The sequence below is a fragment of the Pseudomonas sp. Sample_11 genome (genome assembly GCF_004307505.1).
GTDB classification, from domain to species: domain Bacteria; phylum Pseudomonadota; class Gammaproteobacteria; order Pseudomonadales; family Pseudomonadaceae; genus Aquipseudomonas; species Aquipseudomonas atacamensis.
Genome location: NZ_RCOD01000085.1, coordinates 81786 through 102250, shown reverse-complemented (window position 1 = coordinate 102250; position 20465 = coordinate 81786). Strand labels below are relative to the sequence as shown.

The window sequence follows — 20465 nt, the reverse complement described above, 5'->3', positions numbered from 1 at the left end:
CCTCCGGAGCCGCCCCGGCCGGCAGGCAGGATACCGAGCATCTGGCAGACAAACACCGTCACGATGAACAACATCACCAGAAACATGAACAGCGCCGGGTGCCGCGAGATGAAATCATCCGCCGGGTCGCCGCTGGATTCGTACACGGTGGACGGCTCATCGAGCGGATTGCCACCGAGCACCACCAACATCGCCGCAACGCCATCGCTGATGCCTTTGCTGACGTTGCCGGCCTTGAACGCCGGCGTGATGACCTGATGAATGATCACCGACGACTGCGCATCGGTCAGGCGATCCTCCAGGCCATAGCCGACTTCGATGCGCAGTTTGCGCTCGTCACGCGCGACGATCAGCAAGGCGCCGTTGTTCTTGTCCTTCTGGCCGATGCCCCAGTGCCGACCGAGCTGAACGCCGAAATCTTCGATGGTGGTTCCCTGCAGATCCGGCAGCGTGACCACCACCAATTGCTCGCCGGTGGCCTGCTCGTGCGCCTGCAATTGCTGGCTCAGTTGGGCGCGAATCGATGGCTCGAGCATCTGCGCCTGATCGACCACGCGCCCGCTCAGCGGCGGAAACGTCAGTTCGGCCCGGGCGCTGACGGCGAACAGCCACAGCATCAGCACCAGGCCCAGTTTCAACACACGCATGGGCGACCTCGAGTCAGAATTTCACTTCCGGGGCTTTTTCCGCGCCGGGCGTGGTGGCTTCGAAGGTTTCGCGCATCGGCAGATCGCTGTACATCACGCTGTGCCACAGGCGACCGGGGAAGGTACGGATCTCGGTGTTGTATTTCTGCACCGCCAGGATGAAATCGCGACGCGCCACGGCAATGCGGTTTTCCGTGCCTTCAAGTTGCGATTGCAGAGCGAGGAAGTTCTGGTTGGCCTTCAGATCCGGGTAGCGCTCGGAGACCACCATCAAGCGGCTCAATGCGCCGGTCAGTTGATCCTGCGCCTGCTGGAACTGCTTGAGTTTCTCGGGGTTGTCGAGGGTGCTGGCATCGACCTGAATCGACGTCGCCTTGGCTCGCGCCTCAATCACTGCGGTCAGGGTTTCCTGTTCGTGGGCCGCGTAGCCCTTCACGGTTTCCACCAGATTGGGGATCAGGTCGGCACGGCGCTGGTACTGGTTCTGCACCTGGCCCCAGGCGGCTTTGGCCTGTTCGTCGAGGGTCGGGATATTGTTGATGCCGCACGCGGTCAACAGCGTGGCGAACACCAGCAACGTGGCGATCTGTAACCGTGAACGGGAGGTTGAGCTGATATTCATTGCAGTGATGCTCCATGACACATTTGATTTAAAAACCGAGCGCTGGGCATTCCCGGCCAGCGGTTGGGGCATAATCGGCGCCGCCACTGGCATGCGACGGGCTAATCGGCTAAAAAGTGCCCTTCGCGTTCACGTTGCCGCTGTCGGCTGCGGTTTTCCGGCTCAGGATTTTGCGCCGGTATCCGAACAACAATAGTCGCTCCCTACATTTTGGCTGGCCGGTGTTGCATCACCGTTTGGGCTCTAGAGAAAAAATTCATGAAGAAGCTGTGTTTGCTGGGTCTGTTCGTCAGCCTGGCCAGTCATCAGGTACTGGCCGCCACGACCCCGGTACCTTTGGAAAACAAGGACGCTTTCATCAGCAACCTGATGAAACAAATGACCCTCGACGAGAAGATCGGCCAGTTGCGCCTGATCAGCATCGGTCCGGAAATGCCCCGCGAGCTGATCCGCAAGGAAATCGCTGGCGGCAACATCGGCGGCACGTTCAACTCGATCACCCGCGCGGAAAACCGTCCGATGCAGGACGCGGCCATGCGCAGTCGCCTGAAGATTCCGATGTTTTTCGCGTACGACGTGATCCACGGTCACCGTACGATTTTCCCGATTCCGCTGGCCCTCGCGTCGAGCTGGGACATGGACGCCATCGGCCAGTCCGGTCGCGTTGCGGCTAAAGAAGCCGCCGCCGACAGCCTCGACATCACCTTCGCGCCGATGGTGGATATCTCCCGCGATCCACGCTGGGGCCGCAGTTCCGAAGGTTTCGGCGAAGACACCTACCTGACCTCGCGCATCGCCAAAGTCATGGTCAAGGCCTATCAGGGCGAGACCCCGAGCGCCGCCGACAGCATCATGGCCAGCGTCAAGCACTTCGCCCTGTACGGCGCGGTCGAGGGCGGTCGCGACTACAACACCGTCGACATGAGCCCGGTGAAGATGTACCAGGATTACCTGCCACCGTACCGCGCCGCGATCGATGCCGGCGCTGGCGGTGTAATGGTGGCGTTGAACTCGATCAACGGCATTCCGGCCACGGCCAACACCTGGCTGATGAACGATCTGCTGCGCAAGGATTGGGGCTTCAAAGGCCTGGCAGTCAGCGATCACGGCGCGATTTTCGAACTGATCAAGCACGGTGTCGCTCGCGACGGTCGCGAAGCGGCGAAGCTGGCGATCAAGGCCGGCATCGACATGAGCATGAACGACACCCTTTACGGCAAAGAGCTGCCGGGGCTGCTCAAGTCCGGCGAGATCGAACAGAAAGACATCGACAACGCTGTGCGCGAAGTGCTCGCGGCCAAGTACGACATGGGCCTGTTCAAGGACCCGTACCTGCGCATCGGCAAGGCTGAAGATGACCCCGCCGACACCTACGCCGAGAGCCGCCTGCACCGTGCCGAGGCCCGCGAAGTGGCGCGGCGCAGTCTGGTACTGCTGAAGAACCACAACGAAACTCTGCCGCTGAAGAAAGACGCGAAAATCGCGCTGGTCGGTCCATTGGCAAAAGCGCCGATCGACATGATGGGCAGCTGGGCCGCCGCCGGGCGCCCGGCACAATCGGTCACGCTGTTCGACGGCATGAGTTCGGTGATCGGCGACAAGGCCAACCTGATCTACGCCCGTGGCGCCAACATCACGGGCGACAAGAAGGTCCTCGACTACCTGAACTTCCTCAACTTCGATGCCCCGGAAGTGGTCGATGACCCGCGCCCGGCCAACGTGCTGATCGACGAAGCGGTGAAAGCGGCGAAGGATGCTGACGTGATCGTCGCCGCTGTCGGCGAGTCCCGTGGCATGTCCCACGAATCCTCGAGTCGCACTGACCTGAACATCCCGCAAACCCAGCGCGAATTGATCCGTGCGCTGAAAGCCACCGGCAAGCCGTTGGTGCTGGTGTTGATGAACGGCCGTCCGCTGACGATTCTCGAAGAGAACCAGTCCGCCGATGCGATCCTGGAAACCTGGTTCAGCGGCACCGAGGGCGGCAACGCCATCGCCGACGTGCTGTTCGGCGACTACAACCCGTCGGGCAAACTGCCGGTGACTTTACCGCGTTCCGTGGGCCAGATCCCGACCTACTACAACCACCTGAGCATCGGCCGGCCGTTCACTCCGGGCAAACCGGGCAACTACACCTCGCAGTATTTCGATGACACCACCGGCCCGCTGTTTCCGTTCGGTTATGGCCTGAGCTACACCACCTTCGCCCTGAGCGATATGGCGCTGTCATCGACCACCCTCAACGCCAGCGGCAAGCTCGACGCCAGCGTCATGGTCAAGAACACCGGCAAGCGTGACGGCGAAACCGTGGTGCAGTTGTACATCCAGGACGTCACCGGTTCGATGATCCGCCCGGTGAAAGAACTGAAGAACTTCCAGAAGATCGTGCTCAAGGCCGGCGAACAGAAAGTCGTGCACTTCACCATCACCGAGGAAGACCTGAAGTTCTACAACGCCCAGCTCAAATACGCGGCCGAGCCTGGCAAGTTCAACGTGCAGATCGGCCTGGATTCGCAGGCGGTGACGCAGCAGAGCTTTGAATTGCTGTAACAGCAAGCACACCGCCCCCCTGCACTGATCGTTCCCACGCTCTGCGTGGGAATGCAGCCCGTGACGCTCCGCGTCACTGGACGCGGAGCGTCCCTGGAGGCATTCCCACGCGGAGCGTGGGAACGATCAAAAAGCAAAAGATCGCAGCCTTCGGCAGCTCCTACAGGGTGTACACCCTGCCATTGTAGGAGCTGCCGAAGGCTGCGATCTTTTGATCTTGCTTCAACCGCGTCTATCGAGAATATTCACCACCAACCGATCCACCCAGCCCCACACCCGCTGCTTGACCCGCCGCCAAAACGGTCGGCGCTGCCATTCCTCCAGACTCACCAGCTGACTCAAGCCGAAGTCCTTCACGAAGCTCGCCTCCACCGCTGCCGTCAACGCCGGGTCCAGTGCTTCCAGATTCGCCTCCAGATTGAAACGCAGATTCCAGTGATCGAAGTTGCACGAACCGATGCTTACCCATTCGTCGACCAGAACCATTTTCAGGTGCAGGAAGCACGGCTGGTATTCGAAGATCTGCACCCCGGCCTTGAGCAGGCGCGGGTAGTAGCGGTGTCCGGCGTAGCGCACTGACGGGTGATCGGTGCGCGGCCCGGTCAGCAGCAAGCGCACATCGACGCCGCGCGCGGCAGCCTTGCGCAGGGAGCGGCGGATTTTCCAGGTCGGCAGGAAGTACGGCGTGGCCATCCAGATGCGTTTTTGCCCGCTGTTCAGCGCGCGAAACAGCGATTGCAGAATATCGCGGTGCTGGCGGGCGTCGGCATACGCCACACGGCCCATGCCCTCGCCCTTGTCCGGCACGCGCGGCAAACGTGGCAGACCAAAATGCGCGGCCGGGCGCCAGGCGCGGCGGTAACGGTTGGCGATCCACTGGCGATCGAACAGCAATTGCCAATCGATCACCAATGGGCCGCTGATCTCGACCATCACCTCGTGCCACTCGCTGACATCATGGCCCGGCGTCCAGAATTCATCGGTCACGCCGGTGCCGCCGACCACGGCCAGGCATTGGTCGACCAGCAGCAATTTGCGGTGGTCACGATAGAAATTGCCGACCCAGCGCCGCCAGCTCAGGCGATTGTAGAAACGCAGCTCGACCCCGGCCTGAGTCAGGCGCTGGCGCAGATGCAGCGTGAACGCGAGGCTGCCGTAATCATCGAACAGGCAACGCACGCGCACGCCGCGCTCGGCCGCCGCGACCAGTGCCTGGACGATGGCTTCGGCGCAGGCGCCGGCCTCGACCAGGTACAGCTCCAGTTCGATCTGCTCTGTAGCTCCAGCGATGTGCTCGAGCATGCGCGGAAAGAACTGCGGGCCGTCGATCAACAGTTCGAAACGGTTGCCGTCACGCCAGGGAAACACCGCACCGCGCATGTCAGCGCGCCGTGAAAATCAGCACCGCACCCACCGGCACCGATAGACTGATCGCCGACAGATCGGCGAGTTTGCGCAGGTTTTCCAGGCCCGGCGCCAGATCGAAATCCTCGGCGTTGATCACCAGCGGCTCCAGGGTCACCACCTGAAAGCGCCGATCATCCAGACGCGTGGCGAGCAACTCGGCCGGGTATTCGTGCTGCTTGCCGTGCAGGCTGACGGTCAGCGGCAGGCGCAACTCCAGCTGCGCGCCGGGAGCCAGATCGTTGATCGGGCGCAGGTCGATCTGCGTGGTGATAGTGGCTGCGGGAAATTGCTCGATCTGGAACAGCTCCTTGCGCATGCGCTCATCGCGCAGCGGAATGCCGCTGTTGATCGATTCGAGCTCGACTTCGACCTCGGCGCGACCGTTGGGGTCGACCTTGCCGTGCAGCACCAGAAAACGCTGCACTTCCGATACGCTGGCATTTTTGGTGCTGACGAACGACAGCCGCGACGACTCGCCGTCCAGGTACCAATTGGCCTGGGCCGGCAGTGCAGCGGCGGTCAACAGCAGACTGGCGAAGGTTGTATAGAGGGAGCGGTTGAACATTAAACACTCGTGGGGGCGATAAACCTGCACGAACCTTAACCGCCCTTGGGTTTATTGCAACATCAAGATCAAAAGATCGCAGCCTTCGGCAGCTACAGGGGAACGCATTCCAAAGTAGGAGCTGCCGAAGGCTGCGATCTTTCAAGGCTGTAAGCGACAGCCCTGGCGTTCGCTCAGCCACTGCGCGCTGTGGCTGCGGCCCATGCCGCTGACGGTGATGGTTTTGCTCGAAGCTTCATCGGTAAAACCGCTGGTTGGCAGCCATTGCTTCACATAGCCACGGCAATACCCGGCATCGTTGTTCATCACATAACGGCACGAGCAATATTCCTTGGCGGTGTAGGCGCTGATGATGTCCGGGAACGCCCAGAGGTTTTCCCATTCATACCAACCCCAACCGAGCAGCACGACCAACAGCAACAATAGGAAGCGCTTCATGGCCGCACCGCCTGCAACACGCGTTTGAGCAATTCGTTGTGCTGGTAGCTGCCATCACGATCATCGCCGTAACGCACGATCACCAGTTTCTCGCTGGGCATCACATACAGCGCCTGGCCCCAGTGGCCGAGGGCGGCGAAGGTGTCGGGTGGGGCGTCGGGCCATGGTGATGTGGCGCCGTCGACAGGACGATTGAGCCACCAATGGCCGCCGGGTACGGCTTCGTCCTGATGCGCCTTGTAGCCGGCAAACGGTGTGAGGTTGAACGCGAGCCAATCCTCGCGCAGCAACTGCCGATCGTTCCAGCGCCCGCCGCGCGCCATCAGCAGACCGACCCGCGCCAGATCCCGCGCGGTGAGATAGGCATAGGACGAGGCGACAAAGGTGCCGCTGGCATCGCTTTCCCACACGGCGTGACGAATGCCCAACGGCTCGAACAATGCTGTCCACGGATAGTCGGCATAACGTGCTGGGCCGACCATGGTTTTCAGGGCGGCGGCGAGCAGATTGCTGTCACCGCTGGAATAACGGAAAGCCTGACCCGGTGCGGCGTAGGCGTCGTGGCCCGCCGTGAACGCGGCCATGTCGCGATGGCCGCGGGTGTAGAGCATCGCCACCACCGAAGATTTCAGCGGCGCGTATTCGTAGTCTTCCTGCCAATCCAGACCGGAGGCCCAGTTCAGCAGATGGCCGAGGGTGATCGCCGGGTGTTTTTCCAGCGCCGGGTAGAACTTCAGCGCTGGATCGTCGAGCTTGAATCGGCCTTCGCCGTAGGCCACGCCGAGGACGGCGGCCAGCAGGCTTTTGCTGATCGACCAGGTCAAGTGCGGGGTCTGTGCAGTGGTCGGAGCGGCGTAGCGTTCGTAGATGATCTGGCCGTCGCGGATGATCAGCAAGGCGTCGGTGCGGATGCCTTCGCGGGTGGCGTCGTTGCGGGGCGCGAAGGCGTAGTTTTCCAATGCTTCGACAGCCGGGCCGCTGATTGGCGAGCCGATTGGCCATTGCTCATTCGGCCATTGTTCGGCTCGGACGGTGAGGCTGACCAGCAGCAGGAACAGCGACAGGCCTTTGAACATGGTGGGCGCTCTGGGAATGAACCTGTCGAGACTAGTCGGGGTTTATGACAAATTTTAGATGTTGGTCGTCCATGAAATTGCCATCGCTGGCAAGCCAGCTCCCACAGGGGTCCCAAGTGAACACACATTTCATGAACACCTTTGAAACCTGTGGGAGCGGGCTTGCCCGCGATGAGGCCAGTCAGGCCAACGCAAGAGCCTTGGCCAAGCGCTTGGCCCTCGCCCCCGCCGCCAACTGCATCACGCCCTTGTCCCACTGCCACATCTGCGCCCACTCCGCCGGGCCATTGCCCAGCGCCTCATCTACCTCCCCCGCCAGCGCTTCAAACTGCGCAAACAATCCGCCCAGCACTACATGTCCGGCCGGATTGTTCGGCGCTTGCCGGCTGGCCTCGGCGCACCCGGCCAGCAGCGCCAGCAAACGCAGTTGCAGGGCCTGCGGCCAGTCGCTGTCCTGGCCGACGCCGTACAACCACGCGGTCATGGCGCTGAGCACGTAGACATCTTCAAGACTGCGAAACGGTTTGACGTAGGCGTCCCAGCCATCGCCGGCAAGCAATTCGCACAGGGCACCGTCGAGGTGCAGGCGGCCGTGGCTGATGTCCGGCATCAACGGCAACGCCGGCAGTTTTTCCACCTTCACGCCGGGCTCGCCGGGATACACCACCGCCAGACTCAGGCGCGGTGCTTCGCCAAGCTCCTCACTGCGCGCAGCCACCAGTAACCAATCGGCGGCGTCGCCTGCGGTGACGAAATCCTTGCGCCCGCTCAAGCGCAAATCGCGCAGCCGCGTTTGCATATCGGCCGGGCGCAGGCTGCGTTGTTCGGTCGCGCACAAGGCGCCAAGGCTCGGCGGCGCGCTCGGCCACAACATGCGCAGCGCCGCCTGATAACCCACCAGAAACGCCAGCCCCGGCGTGGCCATCCGCCGCCCGCCGGCCACCGCCAATTCGAACGGCGTGACGTTGCCCAGCGCCTGCAACAACGTTGCAAAGCCCTCGGCCAGATCAGCAGCGGCGGGCAAGCGTTCACGACGGTGCAACAGATCTGTCCAGGGCATGGGCGCCTCCTTGTGGGCTGTCATATAAGCATCACCGAACGTTCATGGCGATGACACCGGGGCTACATAGCCTGACTTTGCACAACACGGCTGCATAAAGAAAGTCGATCGGCTGCAACCCACGACGGGTTAAAGGCCCGTACGGAGATTCACATGACGCAAATCGCCCGCATCAGCGACACCGGCAATGAACGCCGCCTGCAAGCCGAACGCCTGATCGGCGCCGAAGCCTTGCAGCAAGCCCAGGCCCTGCGCTTCGCCGTCTTCAGTGGCGAATTCAACGCCAAACTCAAAGGCGCGGAACTGGGTCTGGACATGGATGATTATGATGTTCACTGCAGCCACATCGGCGTGCGTGATCTGAATACCGGGCGCCTGGTCGCCACCACGCGTCTGCTCGATCACACCGCCGCCAGCAGCCTCGGCAAGTTCTATAGCGAAGAAGAATTCAGCCTGCATGGCCTGGCGCATCTGCAAGGCCCGATCCTGGAAATCGGCCGCACCTGCGTCGATCCGGCCTATCGCAACGGCGGCACCATCGCCGTGCTCTGGGGCGAATTGGCCGAAGTGCTCAATCAGGGCGGCTACAGCTATCTGATGGGTTGCGCGAGCATCCCGATGCAGGACGGCGGCATTCAGGCCCACGCGATCATGCAGCGTCTGCGCGAACGTTATCTGTGCACCGAACACCTGCGCGCCGAGCCGAAAAACCCGCTGCCGACGCTGGATATCCCGTCCAACGTCATCGCCGAAATGCCGCCGCTGCTCAAGGCCTACATGCGCCTCGGGGCGAAGATCTGCGGCGAGCCGTGCTGGGACGAAGACTTCCAGGTCGCCGACGTGTTCATCCTGCTCAAGCGCGACGAACTCTGCCCGCGCTACGCCAAGCACTTCAAGGCGGCGGTGTGATGAGCCGGTTGCGGGTGTACGCGCGAATCGCGCGAGTGCTGCTGGTGGTGACGCTGGGGCTGACCATGGCCAGCGTGTTCGGCGTGTTCGAACGTATCGGTCTGGCCCACTCGATGGAGCGGCGGCAGCGCTGGTCGCGCTTCTTCATGGCGCGGCTGAGCAATGCCCTGCCGTTTCGCGTGAGCGTGCATGGCGAGCTGCCGAAACAGCCGATGCTGTGGGTCAGCAATCACGTGTCGTGGACCGACATTCCGCTGTTGGGCATGCTCACGCCGCTGTCGTTTCTGTCCAAGGCCGAAGTGCGCACCTGGCCGGTGGCCGGCTGGCTCGCAGCCAAGGCCGGCAGCCTGTTCATCCGCCGTGGATCGGGCGACAGCCAGTTGATCCGCAAGCAGATGACCCGCCATCTGCAAACCGAACATGCGCTGCTGATGTTCCCTGAAGGCACCACCACCGATGGCCGTTCGCTGCGCACTTTTCATGGTCGCCTGCTGTCGGCGGCGATCGATTCCGAAGTGATGCTGCAACCGGTGGCGATTCGTTATCTGCGTGACGGCGAAATCGATACGCTGGCGCCGTTCATTGGTGACGATGACCTGCTCTCGCACCTGATGCGCCTGTTCAGCCATGACTGCGGCGATGTCGAGGTGCATCTGCTCAAGCCGATTGCCTGTCAGGGCCGCGAGCGCGCGGCGCTGGCGTTCGAAGCGCAGCAGGCGGTGCAAAAGGTGTTGTTTGGATCGATTCCGGAAACCCGACAATCGCCAATGCGCCCGGCAATCGCTGCCTGAAACACAAATCCCCAAATCACCTTGGTCCCCTGTGGGAGCGGGCTTGCCCGCGAAAGCGGTCGATCAATCAACATCAAAGTTGAATGTGCCGACGCTATCGCTGGCAAGCCAGCTCCCACAGGGATTCAGGTTGTATGTGATTGCACTGCAAAATCCTGCAGTTGCGGATAAAACAGGCTGAAATCTTCACTCAGCGGCTCATACAACCGCCGCAACTCCGCCATGGCCCCGGCCAATTCCTCCGGCCTGGTCAGGCGCCGCGAGATCCCGCGCAGCACCTGCTCCAGCACCTCGAATTCGCGATACGAGCCCAGCCAGTCGTTGGCGACCATGTGCGGGGCGATCTTTGCCAGCCGTTCCGGCAACTGTCGTTCGCGGGACAGCACGTGATAGACGTCTGCGGTGAACTGCTCCAGCGGCCGGTCGGCATACAGCGTCCAGTCCCGCGCCAGGCAATGATCGAAAAACACATCGAGGACGATTCCGGCATAGCGCCGCCGCGTTTCGCTGAAGCGCCCCAAAGCAATGTCGACCAGTGGATGGCGATCGGTGAAGACGTCGATGCGCCGATGCAGCGCAATCGCCGCCTCCACTTCCGGGTCGAACTGGCCTTGCAGCCGACCTTTTACGAAGTCGCCATACAGGCTGCCGAGTAACTGACCGGGGCGCTGGCCGCCGAGATGCAAATGCGCGAGATAGTTCATGGGCGCAGCTTAGCACTGCGCTCGCTCCTCCAGCATCCTCGTATCGTTATAACCCGATATAGCGATTTATGCGGTCGTCAGACCGAATTCATATTGGTATATCGCGATCCAACGATTTAAAGTTCGCTCCATCGCGATATATCGCTACTGCCACCACGAGCCCAAGCCATGAACCTCGACCTCGACGAAATAATAAAAGCCCTGGCGCACCCAGTACGGCGAGACATCCTCAACTGGCTGAAAGACCCGAAAGGCGAATTCCCCGAGCAGTTGCACAACCACGAGTACGGCATCTGTGCCGGGCAGATCGATCAGCGTTGCGGCCTGTCGCAATCGACCGTTTCCGCGCATCTGGCGACGTTGCAACGGGCCGGGCTGATCAGCAGCCAGAAGGCCGGGCAGTGGCATTTTTTCAAACGTAACGAGGACGTCATCCAGGCGTTTCTCAGCACCCTCAGTAAAGAGCTCTGACCCTTAACGTCAGCCAGCCGACAAGGAAACCTGCATGCCCCTTTCGCTTCTCATCCTCGCCCTGAGCGCCTTCGCCATCGGCACCACCGAGTTCGTCATCATGGGCCTGCTGCCCGACGTGGCGGCGGACCTCGGTGTGTCGATTCCAGGCGCCGGCTGGCTGGTCACCGGTTACGCCCTGGGCGTGGCAATCGGTGCTCCGTTCATGGCGCTGGCCACCGCGAAGCTGCCGCGCAAGGCCGCGCTGGTGGCGTTGATGGGCATCTTCATTGTCGGCAACCTGCTCTGCGCCATCGCCAGCGACTACAACGTGCTGATGTTTGCCCGGGTAGTCACCGCTTTGTGCTACGGTGCATTCTTCGGCATCGGCTCGGTAGTAGCGGCCAATCTGGTCGCGCCAAACAAACGTGCCTCGGCGGTCGCGTTGATGTTCACCGGTCTGACCCTGGCCAACGTGCTCGGCGTACCGCTGGGCACCGCATTGGGTCAGGAAGCCGGCTGGCGTTCGACCTTCTGGGCGGTAACCGTCATCGGTGTGATCGCGCTGATCGGCCTGATCCGCTTTCTGCCGGCCAAGCGTGACGAAGAGAAACTCGACATGCGCGCCGAACTGGCCGCCCTCAAAGGCGCCGGCATCTGGCTGTCGCTGAGCATGACCGCGCTGTTCGCCGCTTCGGTGTTCACCCTGTTCACCTACGTCGCCCCACTGCTCGGTGAAGTCACCGGTGTGTCGCCGCGTGGCGTGACCTGGACGCTGATGCTCATCGGCCTCGGTCTGACGGTCGGCAACATCATCGGCGGCAAACTCGCCGACAAAGGCATGGCCGCCACGCTGATCGGCGTGTTCATCGCCATGGCCGTGGTATCCACGGTGCTGAGCTGGACCAGCGTTGCGCTGATCCCGACTGAAATCACCCTGTTCCTCTGGGCCACCGCCTGTTTCGCCGCTGTGCCGGCGCTGCAAGTCAACGTGGTGACCTTCGGCAAGGCTGCACCGAACCTAGTTTCGACCCTGAACATCGGCGCCTTCAACGTTGGCAACGCCCTCGGCGCCTGGGTCGGCGGCAGCGTCATCGCCCACGGCTACGGCCTGACCAGCGTGCCACTGGCCGCCGCCGCGCTGGCCGTGCTTGCCCTGCTGGTGACCCTGATTACTTTCCGCCAGAACGGCAATGCCGAGCTGGCGCCTGCTTCCAACTGATCAACTTCCTTATCAAGAGAGGCTTTTAGACATGGCGACTATTTTCGACCCGATCAAACTCGGCGATATCGAGCTGAACAACCGCATCATCATGGCCCCGCTGACCCGCTGCCGCGCCGACGAAGGCCGTGTGCCGAACGCGCTGATGGCCGAATACTACGTACAACGCGCCTCGGCCGGCCTGATCCTCAGCGAAGCCACTTCGGTAACGCCGATGGGCGTCGGCTACCCGGACACCCCGGGCATCTGGTCCAACGATCAAGTGCGTGGCTGGGCCAACGTGACCAAGGCGATTCACGGCGCCGGCGGCAAGATCTTCCTGCAACTGTGGCACGTTGGCCGCATTTCTCACCCTTCGTACCTGAACGGTGAAGCACCGGTTGCGCCAAGCGCCATCCAGCCAAAGGGCCACGTCAGCCTGGTGCGCCCACTGGCCGACTACCCAACGCCGCGCGCTCTGGAAACTGCTGAAATCGCCGACATCGTCGACGCCTACCGCACCGGTGCCGAGAACGCCAAGGCCGCCGGTTTCGACGGCGTGGAAATCCACGGCGCCAACGGCTACCTGCTCGACCAGTTCCTGCAAAGCAGCACCAACCAGCGTACCGACCAGTACGGCGGCTCGCTGGAAAACCGTGCGCGCCTGCTGCTGGAAGTGACCGACGCCGCGATCGAAGTCTGGGGCGCTGGCCGCGTTGGTGTGCACCTGGCACCGCGTGCCGACTCCCACGACATGGGCGATGACAACCTTGCCGAGACCTTCACCTACGTCGCCCGTGAACTGGGCAAGCGTGGCATCGCGTTCATCTGCTCGCGCGAAAAAGAAGGCGCGGACAGCCTCGGCCCGCAATTGAAAGAAGCGTTCGGTGGCCCGTACATTGCCAACGAGAAGTTCACCAAGGAAAGCGCCAATGAGTGGCTGGCCAGCGGTAAGGCAGACGCGGTCGCGTTCGGCGTGCCGTTCATTGCCAACCCGGATCTGCCGGCCCGTTTGCAGGCCGATGCGCCGTTGAACGAGCCGCATCCGGAGACTTTCTACGGCAAGGGTCCGGTCGGTTATATCGACTATCCGACCTTGTAATCAGGCTGTAGCGCAGAAATGAAAAAGCCCCGGACTTGTGAGAGTCTGGGGCTTTTTGCTGTTGGCGCAGGGTAAGAGCCAGCGAACACCGTTTCACAACAGCGACACAATTTCCCTACAAAATCCACGACTCGCTACGTTTAAACTCCCCGCCGCGATCATCAGCCATGGCGGCTGATTGACATCCTGCCGGGCAATTGCGCATTTTGTTTCATTTGCGCAGGCTTGGGCTCAGGCGCAGCATGTCCAGCCCGGTGTCGACCCAGCGTTCAGCCTCGGCGTGCAGTTCGAAGCTGTCCGGGGCCAGCAGCCAGCCGTACAGCAGGCCGTCGATGTAGGCATGAATGCTGATGGCCGCGCGGGCAGTGTCGAGATCTTCCGGCAACTGGCCGCGATTCACCGCATTACGCAGGGTCAGGCCGATGCGCACGTTGCAATCGAGACTGGCCGTCCGGCGCTGCTGGCGCAGATCGCACATTTCATCGGTGAATTCGCACTTATGAAACAGAATTTCGTTGATGCGCCGGGTTTTCGGGTCCAGTGCAACTTGATGAAACAAATGAATCAGCAACTGCCGCATGCAGCCCAGCGGGTCCGGTTCGTCCTCGCTTTCGCTGGCCTTGGCCAGTTCATCCAGCGGTTCGTGCAGGCTGTCGAGCATGGCCTGGACCAGGTCGGCCTTATTGCTGAAATGCCAGTAGATGGCGCCACGCGTCACGCCGGCGAGGGTCGCGATGTCCGCCAGGGTGGTGCGGGCAACCCCCCTTTCATAGAAGGCTTTCTCGGCCGCTTCCAGGATCTGGCTGCGGGTTTCCTGAGCTTCCTCTTTGGTACGACGGACCATGGCAGTAAAACCTCAAACAGGATGTTTCAGGGATGGCTGAATATCCGCTGAATAAAGAGGGGGCGATCTCTCGTGAATCGGCTCCCCGGCCTACAATTTCAAACCTTGCGACGACTTTTGTATCAGGGTGGGTACGCGGCGCAGGTGTTTACAAACAACCATGAACGTAAGTATATTACTTAGCAAGCTACTTATCCACCCGGTGCCCGATTTTTACTCTTTCACACTTCTTGTGCGCTTCTTGCGCGCCTGACCCGAGGATCTTCATGCAATTCAAGCCAGCTGTTACCGCTCTGGTCACTGCCGTCGCCCTGGCATCGCTGCTCAGCGGATGTAAAAAGGAAGAAGCGGCCCCAGCCGCTCCGCCTCCTCAGGTCGGCGTCGTCACCCTGCAACCACAAGCCTTTACCCTGACCTCGGAACTTCCGGGCCGCACCAGTGCGTTCCGCATCGCGGAAGTTCGCCCGCAGGTCAACGGCATTATCCTCAAGCGTCTGTTCAAGGAAGGCGCCGACGTCAAAGCCGGCCAGCAGCTGTATCAGATCGATCCGTCGGTCTATGAAGCTACGCTGAAAAGCGCCGAAGCCGAGCTGCGTTCGACCAAGTCGATTTCCGACCGCTACAAGCAACTGGTCGACGAACAAGCCGTGAGCCGTCAGGAATACGACACCGCACTGGCCAACCGCCTGCAATCGGAAGCATCGTTGCAGAGCGCGCAGATCAACGTGCGCTACACCAAAGTCTACGCGCCGATTTCCGGCCGCATCGGCCGTTCTTCGGTCACCGAAGGCGCACTGGTCAGCAATGGTCAGGCCGATGCAATGGCAGTGATTCAGCAGCTCGACCCGATCTACGTCGACGTGACCCAGTCGTCGGTGGAACTGCTGGAACTGCGCCGCGAACTGGAAAGCGGCCGTCTGCAGAAGGCCGGCGACAACGCCGCTGCGGTCAAGCTGACCCTGGAAGACGGCAGCCAGTACAAGCTCGACGGCAAGCTGGAATTCTCCGAAGTTTCGGTTGACCAGACCACCGGCTCGGTGACCCTGCGCGCGGTGTTCCCGAACCCGGATCACACCCTGCTGCCAGGCATGTTCGTTCACGCCCAGCTGCAAGCCGGCGTCAACAGCGCAGCGATCCTCGCGCCGCAACAAGGCGTGACCCGCGACCTCAAAGGCACCCCGACCGCACTGGTCGTCGGCGCCGACAACAAGGTCGAGCTGCGTCAGCTCAAGGCCAGCCGCACCGTCGGCAGCCAGTGGCTGATCGAAGACGGCCTGAAAGCCGGCGATCGTCTGATCACCGAAGGACTGCAGTACGTCAAACCGGGCGTCGAGGTCAAAGCGACCGAAGCGACTAACGTCGGCACCAAGAACCCGGCCCCCGCACAGGCAGCTGACAAAGCCGCCGGCGGCAAAGGGGAGTAACCCATGTCAAAATTCTTCATCGACCGTCCGATTTTCGCCTGGGTAATCGCCCTGGTGATCATGCTGGTCGGGGCACTTTCGATCCTGAAATTGCCGATCAACCAATACCCGAGCATTGCGCCACCGGCCATTGCGATTCAGGTGACCTACCCAGGCGCGTCCGCACAAACCGTGCAGGACACCGTGGTGCAGGTCATCGAGCAACAGCTCAACGGTATCGACAACCTGCGTTATGTGTCGTCGGAAAGTAACTCCGACGGCAGCATGACCATCACCGCGACCTTCGAGCAAGGCACCAACTCCGACACCGCGCAGGTCCAGGTCCAGAACAAGCTGAACCTGGCCACCCCGCTGCTGCCGCAGGAAGTGCAGCAACAGGGTATCCGCGTGACCAAGGCAGTGAAGAACTTCCTGCTGGTGATCGGCGTGGTGTCGCGTGACGGCAGCATGACCAAGGACGACCTGTCCAACTACATCGTGTCGAACATGCAGGACCCGATCTCGCGCACCGCCGGTGTCGGTGACTTCCAGGTCTTCGGTGCGCAGTACGCGATGCGTATCTGGCTCGACCCGGCCAAGTTGAACAACTTCAACCTGACCCCGGTCGACGTGAAAAACGCCATTGCCGCGCAGAACGTCCAGGTGTCGTCCGGTCAGCTCGGTGGCTTGCCTGCCGTGCAGGGCCAGCAACTGAACGCGACGATCATCGGCAAGACCCGTCTGCAGACCGCTGAGCAGTTCAAGGAAATCCTGCTCAAGGTCAACAAGGACGGTTCGCAGGTTCGCCTCAAAGACGTGGCTGAAGTCGGCCTCGGCGGTGAGAACTACGCGATCAGCGCCCAGTTCAACGGCAGCCCGGCTTCCGGTCTGGCGGTGAAACTGGCCAACGGCGCCAACGCCCTCGATACCGCCAAAGCGCTGCGCAACACCATCGACAGCCTCAAGCCGTTCTTCCCGCAAGGCATGGAAGTGGTGTTCCCGTATGACACCACCCCGGTGGTGACCGAGTCGATCAAAGGCGTGGTGCACACGCTGGTCGAAGCGATCGCGCTGGTGTTCCTGGTGATGTTCCTGTTCCTGCAGAACTTCCGCGCCACCGTCATCACCACGATGACCGTGCCCGTGGTACTGCTCGGTACATTCGGCATCCTCGCCGCCGCCGGTTTCAGCATCAACACCCTGACCATGTTCGGCATGGTGCTGGCCATCGGTCTGCTGGTGGACGACGCCATCGTCGTGGTGGAAAACGTCGAGCGGGTGATGAGCGAAGAAGGCTTGTCACCGAAGGAAGCGACAAAAAAATCCATGGGCCAGATCCAGGGTGCACTGGTCGGTATCGCCCTCGTGCTCTCGGCGGTACTGCTGCCGATGGCGTTCTTCAGTGGTTCCACGGGTGTGATCTACAAGCAGTTCTCGATCACCATCGTGTCGGCCATGGCCCTGTCGGTACTGGTTGCCCTGATCTTCACCCCGGCGCTTTGCGCAACCATGCTCAAGCCGATTCCGAAAGGCGAGCACGGCACCCCGAAGAAAGGTTTCTTCGGCTGGTTCAACCGCAATTTCGACCGTGGCGTACGCAGCTACGAGCGCGGCGTCGGCAACATGCTGACCCGCAAGGCGCCGTATCTGCTGGCGTATCTGCTGATCGTCGTGGGCATGATCTGGCTGTTCACCCGCATCCCGACCGCGTTCCTGCCGGAAGAAGACCAGGGCGTACTGTTCGCTCAGGTGCAGACCCCGGCCGGTTCCAGTGCCCAGCGCACGCAGGTGGTGGTGGATGAAATGCGTGAGTACCTGCTGCGTCCGAACAAGGACGGCGGTGAGGCGGACGCGGTGGCTTCGGTGTTTACCGTGACCGGCTTCAACTTCGCCGGCCGTGGCCAGAGCTCGGGTATGGCGTTCATCATGCTCAAGCCGTGGGGCGAACGTAACGCCGACAACAGCGTGTTCAACCTCGCTGCGCGTGCCCAGCAACACTTCTTCAGTTTCCGCGACGCGATGGTGTTTGCCTTCGCCCCGCCAGCGGTTCTGGAATTGGGTAACGCCACCGGTTTCGACGTGTTCCTGCAGGACCGCGCCGGTATCGGTCACGAAAAACTGATGGAAGCGCGCAACCAGTTCCTCGGCATGGCGGCGCAAAGCAAGGTGCTGACCCAGGTGCGTCCGAACGGCCTGAACGACGAGCCGCAGTTCCAGCTGGAAATCGACGACGAGAAGGCCAGTGCCCTCGGCATCACCATCAGCGACATCAACAACACCCTGTCGATCGCGCTGGGCAGTAGCTACGTCAACGACTTCATCGACCGTGGTCGGGTGAAGAAGGTGTATGTGCAGGGCCAGCCGGACTCGCGCATGAGCCCCGAAGACCTGAAGAAGTGGTACGTGCGCAACGCCGAAGGCACCATGGTTCCGTTCTCGGCGTTCGCCAAGGGCGAGTGGGTCTACGGTTCGCCGAAGCTGGCGCGCTACAACGGTGTGGAAGCGGTCGAGGTCCTCGGGGCTCCGGCGCCGGGCTACTCCACCGGTGAAGCGATGGCTGAAGTCGAAGCGATTGCCAAGAAGCTGCCGTCCGGTGTCGGTATCTCCTGGACCGGTCTGTCCTACGAGGAACGTCTGTCCGGCTCGCAAGCGCCAGCGCTGTACGCCCTGTCGCTGCTGATGGTGTTCCTGTGTCTGGCGGCGCTGTATGAGAGCTGGTCGATTCCGATCGCGGTCATGCTCGTGGTACCGCTGGGGATCATCGGTGCACTGATGGCTACCAGCCTGCGCGGTCTGTCCAACGACGTGTACTTCCAGGTGGGCTTGTTGACGACCATCGGTCTGGCGGCTAAAAACGCCATTCTGATCGTCGAATTCGCCAAGGAACTGCATGAACAGGGACGCAGCCTGCGTGAAGCGGCGATTGAAGCCTGCCGCATGCGTCTGCGCCCGATCATCATGACCTCGCTGGCCTTCGTCCTCGGTGTGGTACCGCTGGCGATCTCCACCGGCGCCGGTTCAGGCAGTCAGCACGCGATCGGTACCGGCGTGATTGGCGGTATGCTCACGGCCACGATCCTGGCGATCTTCTGGGTCCCACTGTTCTTCGTTACTGTGTCGTCCATCGGTCAGCGCAAAAAGACCGACGCGGATGACACTACTGAAACTCCTAAAGAGGCTGGCCAATGAGCAAGTCGCTACTCTCCATCGCAGTCGCCGCCTTCGTGCTGAGCGGTTGCTCGCTGATACCTGACTATCAGCAGCCTGAGGCTCCGGTCGCAGGCCAGTACCCGCAGGGGCCGGCGTACTCGCCGGCCCAGGCTCCGGCGCAAGCCGCTGCCGAACAGGGCTGGAAGCAGTTTTTCCATGACCCGGCTCTGCAACAGCTGATCCAGGTCGCCCTGGAAAACAACCGCGACCTGCGTGTCGCGGCGCTGAACATCGACGCTTACGCGGCGCAGTACCGCATCCAGCGCGCCGACCTGTTCCCGGCAGTGTCGGCCAATGCCGCCGGCAGCCGCCAGCGTCTGCCGGCCCGTGCCTCGCAGACCGGCGAGTCGATGATCAGCAGTTCGTATTCCGCCACCGTCGGCGTCAGCGCCTACGAACTCGACCTGTTCGGTCGGGTGCGCAGCCTGAGCGAGCAAGCGCTGCAACAGTACTTCGCTACTGAAGAAGCACGCCGCAGTACGCAGATCAGTCTGGTCGCCAACGTCGCCAATGCCTACCTGACCTGGCAGGCGGACAAGGAACTGCTCAAGCTGACGCAGGACACCCTCGGTGCCTTCGAAGAAAGCTACAAATTGACCAGCCGCAGCAACGAAGTCGGTGTGGCTTCGGCGCTGGATCTGGCACAGTCGCGTACCTCGGTGGAAAACGCCCGGGCGCAACTGGCGCGTTATACCCGCCAGGTCGCACAGGACGAAAACAGCCTGACCCTGCTGCTCGGCACCGGTATTCCGGCCAATCTGCAAGCAGCCAAACCGCTGTCTGATGATCTGCTCAGCGACGTACCGGCCGGTCTGCCTTCGGACCTGCTGCAACGTCGTCCGGACATTCTGCAGGCCGAGTACAACCTGAAAGCCGCCAACGCCAACATCGGCGCGGCGCGTGCAGCGTTCTTCCCGAGCATCAGCCTGACCGCCAACGCGGGCAGCCTGAGCCCGGATCTGTCCGGTCTGTTCAAGGGTGGCTCGGGGACGTGGCTGTTCCAGCCGCAGATCGACCTGCCGATCTTCAACGCCGGCAGCCTGCGCGCCAGCCTCGACTACGCCAAGATCCAGAAGGACATTGGCGTGGCGAACTACGAGAAGTCCATTCAGACCGCCTTCCAGGAAGTCGCCGACGGCCTTGCCGCCCGCCAGACCTACACCGAGCAGCTGCAAGCGCAGCGTGACTTCGTGCAGGCCAACCAGGATTACTACCGCCTGGCCGAACGTCGCTACCGCATCGGCGTCGACAGCAACCTGACCTTCCTCGATGCCCAGCGTCAGTTGTTCAGCGCACAACAATCGTTGATCACCGACCGCCTCGCGCAGCTGACCAGTGCGGTCAACCTGTACAAGGCCCTGGGCGGTGGCTGGAATGCGCAGACCGCGCAGAACGAAGCGCTGAAAGAAGAAGCGCCGAAGATGAAGCTGTTCTGATCATCATCGGCTGAATACAAGGAGCCCACCGATTGGTGGGCTTTTTGTTG

The 20465-nt window shown here is 61.8% G+C and carries 18 protein-coding genes; 9 read left to right on the top strand and 9 right to left on the bottom strand.

Going from position 1 to position 20465, the window contains the following annotated elements:
* Both D8U60_RS23525 and D8U60_RS23520 read right to left on the bottom strand, forming a co-directional pair.
* The coding region (locus D8U60_RS23525; RefSeq protein ID WP_130901051.1) for a TPM domain-containing protein at positions 1-647 on the bottom strand (647 nt) is incomplete at its 3' end.
* A 13-nt stretch (positions 648-660) separates the two neighbouring features.
* Complete coding sequence (locus D8U60_RS23520; RefSeq protein ID WP_024011957.1) at positions 661-1269, bottom strand: LemA family protein; 609 nt, start codon at positions 1267-1269, stop codon at positions 661-663.
* Between the two features lie 258 nt (positions 1270-1527).
* On the opposite strand from D8U60_RS23520, the gene bglX reads away from it, so the two are divergent.
* On the top strand, positions 1528-3819 hold the full coding sequence (gene bglX, locus D8U60_RS23515) for a beta-glucosidase BglX (protein WP_130901050.1): 2292 nt from the start codon (positions 1528-1530) through the stop codon (positions 3817-3819).
* A 222-nt stretch (positions 3820-4041) separates the two neighbouring features.
* Here bglX and D8U60_RS23510 read toward each other — a convergent pair whose 3' ends face one another.
* The 5 genes from D8U60_RS23510 to D8U60_RS23490 all read right to left on the bottom strand — a co-directional run bounded on the left by D8U60_RS23510 (position 4042) and on the right by D8U60_RS23490 (position 8365).
* Positions 4042-5199, bottom strand: a complete 1158-nt coding sequence (locus D8U60_RS23510; RefSeq protein WP_122612582.1) for a phosphatidylserine/phosphatidylglycerophosphate/cardiolipin synthase family protein — start codon at positions 5197-5199, stop codon at positions 4042-4044.
* 1 nt (position 5200) lies between these two features.
* Positions 5201-5791, bottom strand: coding sequence for a YceI family protein (locus tag D8U60_RS23505; protein WP_039762684.1), 591 nt, complete (start codon positions 5789-5791; stop codon positions 5201-5203).
* Positions 5792-5932: 141 nt separating this feature from the next.
* The gene (locus D8U60_RS23500; protein WP_130901049.1) at positions 5933-6229 is read right to left on the bottom strand and encodes an amidase; all 297 of its coding nucleotides are present in this window, start codon (positions 6227-6229) and stop codon (positions 5933-5935) included.
* Positions 6226-7305, bottom strand: a complete 1080-nt coding sequence (locus D8U60_RS23495; RefSeq protein WP_130901048.1) for a serine hydrolase — start codon at positions 7303-7305, stop codon at positions 6226-6228. Before D8U60_RS23495 ends, D8U60_RS23500 begins: the two co-directional genes overlap by 4 nt.
* Before the next feature lie 181 nt (positions 7306-7486).
* Positions 7487-8365, bottom strand: coding sequence for an acyl-CoA dehydrogenase family protein (locus D8U60_RS23490; protein ID WP_130901047.1), 879 nt, complete (start codon positions 8363-8365; stop codon positions 7487-7489).
* A 153-nt stretch (positions 8366-8518) separates the two neighbouring features.
* Between D8U60_RS23490 and olsB the strand changes: the two genes are divergently transcribed.
* Together olsB and D8U60_RS23480 are read left to right on the top strand one after the other, a co-directional pair.
* Positions 8519-9274, top strand: coding sequence for an L-ornithine N(alpha)-acyltransferase (gene olsB / locus D8U60_RS23485; protein ID WP_016771324.1), 756 nt, complete (start codon positions 8519-8521; stop codon positions 9272-9274).
* Entirely contained in the window at positions 9274-10065 is a 792-nt protein-coding gene (locus D8U60_RS23480; protein ID WP_073475829.1) for a lysophospholipid acyltransferase family protein, read from the top strand. The genes olsB and D8U60_RS23480 overlap by 1 nt, the downstream gene beginning before the upstream one ends.
* A gap of 125 nt (positions 10066-10190) precedes the next feature.
* Here the strand turns inward: D8U60_RS23480 and D8U60_RS23470 are convergent, their stop codons facing one another.
* Positions 10191-10769, bottom strand: coding sequence for an ACP phosphodiesterase (locus D8U60_RS23470; RefSeq protein ID WP_024011949.1), 579 nt, complete (start codon positions 10767-10769; stop codon positions 10191-10193).
* A 168-nt stretch (positions 10770-10937) separates the two neighbouring features.
* Here D8U60_RS23470 and D8U60_RS23465 point away from each other — a divergent pair, with 168 nt between their 5' ends.
* Genes D8U60_RS23465 through D8U60_RS23455 form a run of 3 tightly spaced genes read left to right on the top strand, consistent with a single transcriptional unit; the run spans position 10938 to position 13522 of the window.
* Positions 10938-11240: a metalloregulator ArsR/SmtB family transcription factor gene (locus D8U60_RS23465; RefSeq protein ID WP_016771327.1), complete on the top strand. Its 303-nt coding sequence runs from the start codon at positions 10938-10940 to the stop codon at positions 11238-11240.
* Positions 11241-11274: 34 nt separating this feature from the next.
* Entirely contained in the window at positions 11275-12441 is a 1167-nt protein-coding gene (locus D8U60_RS23460) for an MFS transporter (protein WP_130901046.1), read from the top strand.
* A gap of 31 nt (positions 12442-12472) precedes the next feature.
* The gene (locus D8U60_RS23455; protein ID WP_016771329.1) at positions 12473-13522 is read left to right on the top strand and encodes an alkene reductase; all 1050 of its coding nucleotides are present in this window, start codon (positions 12473-12475) and stop codon (positions 13520-13522) included.
* A 211-nt stretch (positions 13523-13733) separates the two neighbouring features.
* On the opposite strand, the gene emhR is transcribed toward D8U60_RS23455, so the two are convergent.
* Entirely contained in the window at positions 13734-14366 is a 633-nt protein-coding gene (gene emhR / locus D8U60_RS23450) for an efflux system transcriptional repressor EmhR (protein ID WP_024011948.1), read from the bottom strand.
* Positions 14367-14632: 266 nt separating this feature from the next.
* Between emhR and emhA the strand changes: the two genes are divergently transcribed.
* Genes emhA through emhC form a run of 3 tightly spaced genes read left to right on the top strand, consistent with a single transcriptional unit; the run spans position 14633 to position 20415 of the window.
* Positions 14633-15790: an efflux RND transporter periplasmic adaptor subunit EmhA gene (emhA, locus tag D8U60_RS23445; protein ID WP_016771331.1), complete on the top strand. Its 1158-nt coding sequence runs from the start codon at positions 14633-14635 to the stop codon at positions 15788-15790.
* A gap of 3 nt (positions 15791-15793) precedes the next feature.
* Positions 15794-18958: an efflux RND transporter permease subunit EmhB gene (gene emhB / locus D8U60_RS23440; RefSeq protein WP_110600001.1), complete on the top strand. Its 3165-nt coding sequence runs from the start codon at positions 15794-15796 to the stop codon at positions 18956-18958.
* Positions 18955-20415, top strand: coding sequence for an efflux RND transporter outer membrane subunit EmhC (gene emhC / locus D8U60_RS23435; RefSeq protein WP_130901045.1), 1461 nt, complete (start codon positions 18955-18957; stop codon positions 20413-20415). Before emhB ends, emhC begins: the two co-directional genes overlap by 4 nt.
* Positions 20416-20465 lie beyond the last annotated feature (50 nt).

What these genes read in the sequence shown, in the direction of transcription:
- D8U60_RS23505 (WP_039762684.1), bottom strand. Translation starts at nt 5,791, where the DNA reads ATGTTCAACCGCTCCCTCTATACAACCTTCGCCAGTCTGCTGTTGACC.
- D8U60_RS23480 (WP_073475829.1), top strand. Translation starts at nt 9,274, where the DNA reads ATGAGCCGGTTGCGGGTGTACGCGCGAATCGCGCGAGTGCTGCTGGTG.
- D8U60_RS23455 (WP_016771329.1), top strand. Translation starts at nt 12,473, where the DNA reads ATGGCGACTATTTTCGACCCGATCAAACTCGGCGATATCGAGCTGAAC.
- D8U60_RS23470 (WP_024011949.1), bottom strand. Translation starts at nt 10,769, where the DNA reads ATGAACTATCTCGCGCATTTGCATCTCGGCGGCCAGCGCCCCGGTCAG.
- emhB (WP_110600001.1), top strand. Translation starts at nt 15,794, where the DNA reads ATGTCAAAATTCTTCATCGACCGTCCGATTTTCGCCTGGGTAATCGCC.
- D8U60_RS23490 (WP_130901047.1), bottom strand. Translation starts at nt 8,365, where the DNA reads ATGCCCTGGACAGATCTGTTGCACCGTCGTGAACGCTTGCCCGCCGCT.
- D8U60_RS23465 (WP_016771327.1), top strand. Translation starts at nt 10,938, where the DNA reads ATGAACCTCGACCTCGACGAAATAATAAAAGCCCTGGCGCACCCAGTA.
- D8U60_RS23510 (WP_122612582.1), bottom strand. Translation starts at nt 5,199, where the DNA reads ATGCGCGGTGCGGTGTTTCCCTGGCGTGACGGCAACCGTTTCGAACTG.
- bglX (WP_130901050.1), top strand. Translation starts at nt 1,528, where the DNA reads ATGAAGAAGCTGTGTTTGCTGGGTCTGTTCGTCAGCCTGGCCAGTCAT.
- olsB (WP_016771324.1), top strand. Translation starts at nt 8,519, where the DNA reads ATGACGCAAATCGCCCGCATCAGCGACACCGGCAATGAACGCCGCCTG.
- D8U60_RS23460 (WP_130901046.1), top strand. Translation starts at nt 11,275, where the DNA reads ATGCCCCTTTCGCTTCTCATCCTCGCCCTGAGCGCCTTCGCCATCGGC.
- D8U60_RS23520 (WP_024011957.1), bottom strand. Translation starts at nt 1,269, where the DNA reads ATGAATATCAGCTCAACCTCCCGTTCACGGTTACAGATCGCCACGTTG.
- D8U60_RS23500 (WP_130901049.1), bottom strand. Translation starts at nt 6,229, where the DNA reads ATGAAGCGCTTCCTATTGTTGCTGTTGGTCGTGCTGCTCGGTTGGGGT.
- emhR (WP_024011948.1), bottom strand. Translation starts at nt 14,366, where the DNA reads ATGGTCCGTCGTACCAAAGAGGAAGCTCAGGAAACCCGCAGCCAGATC.
- emhA (WP_016771331.1), top strand. Translation starts at nt 14,633, where the DNA reads ATGCAATTCAAGCCAGCTGTTACCGCTCTGGTCACTGCCGTCGCCCTG.
- emhC (WP_130901045.1), top strand. Translation starts at nt 18,955, where the DNA reads ATGAGCAAGTCGCTACTCTCCATCGCAGTCGCCGCCTTCGTGCTGAGC.
- D8U60_RS23495 (WP_130901048.1), bottom strand. Translation starts at nt 7,305, where the DNA reads ATGTTCAAAGGCCTGTCGCTGTTCCTGCTGCTGGTCAGCCTCACCGTC.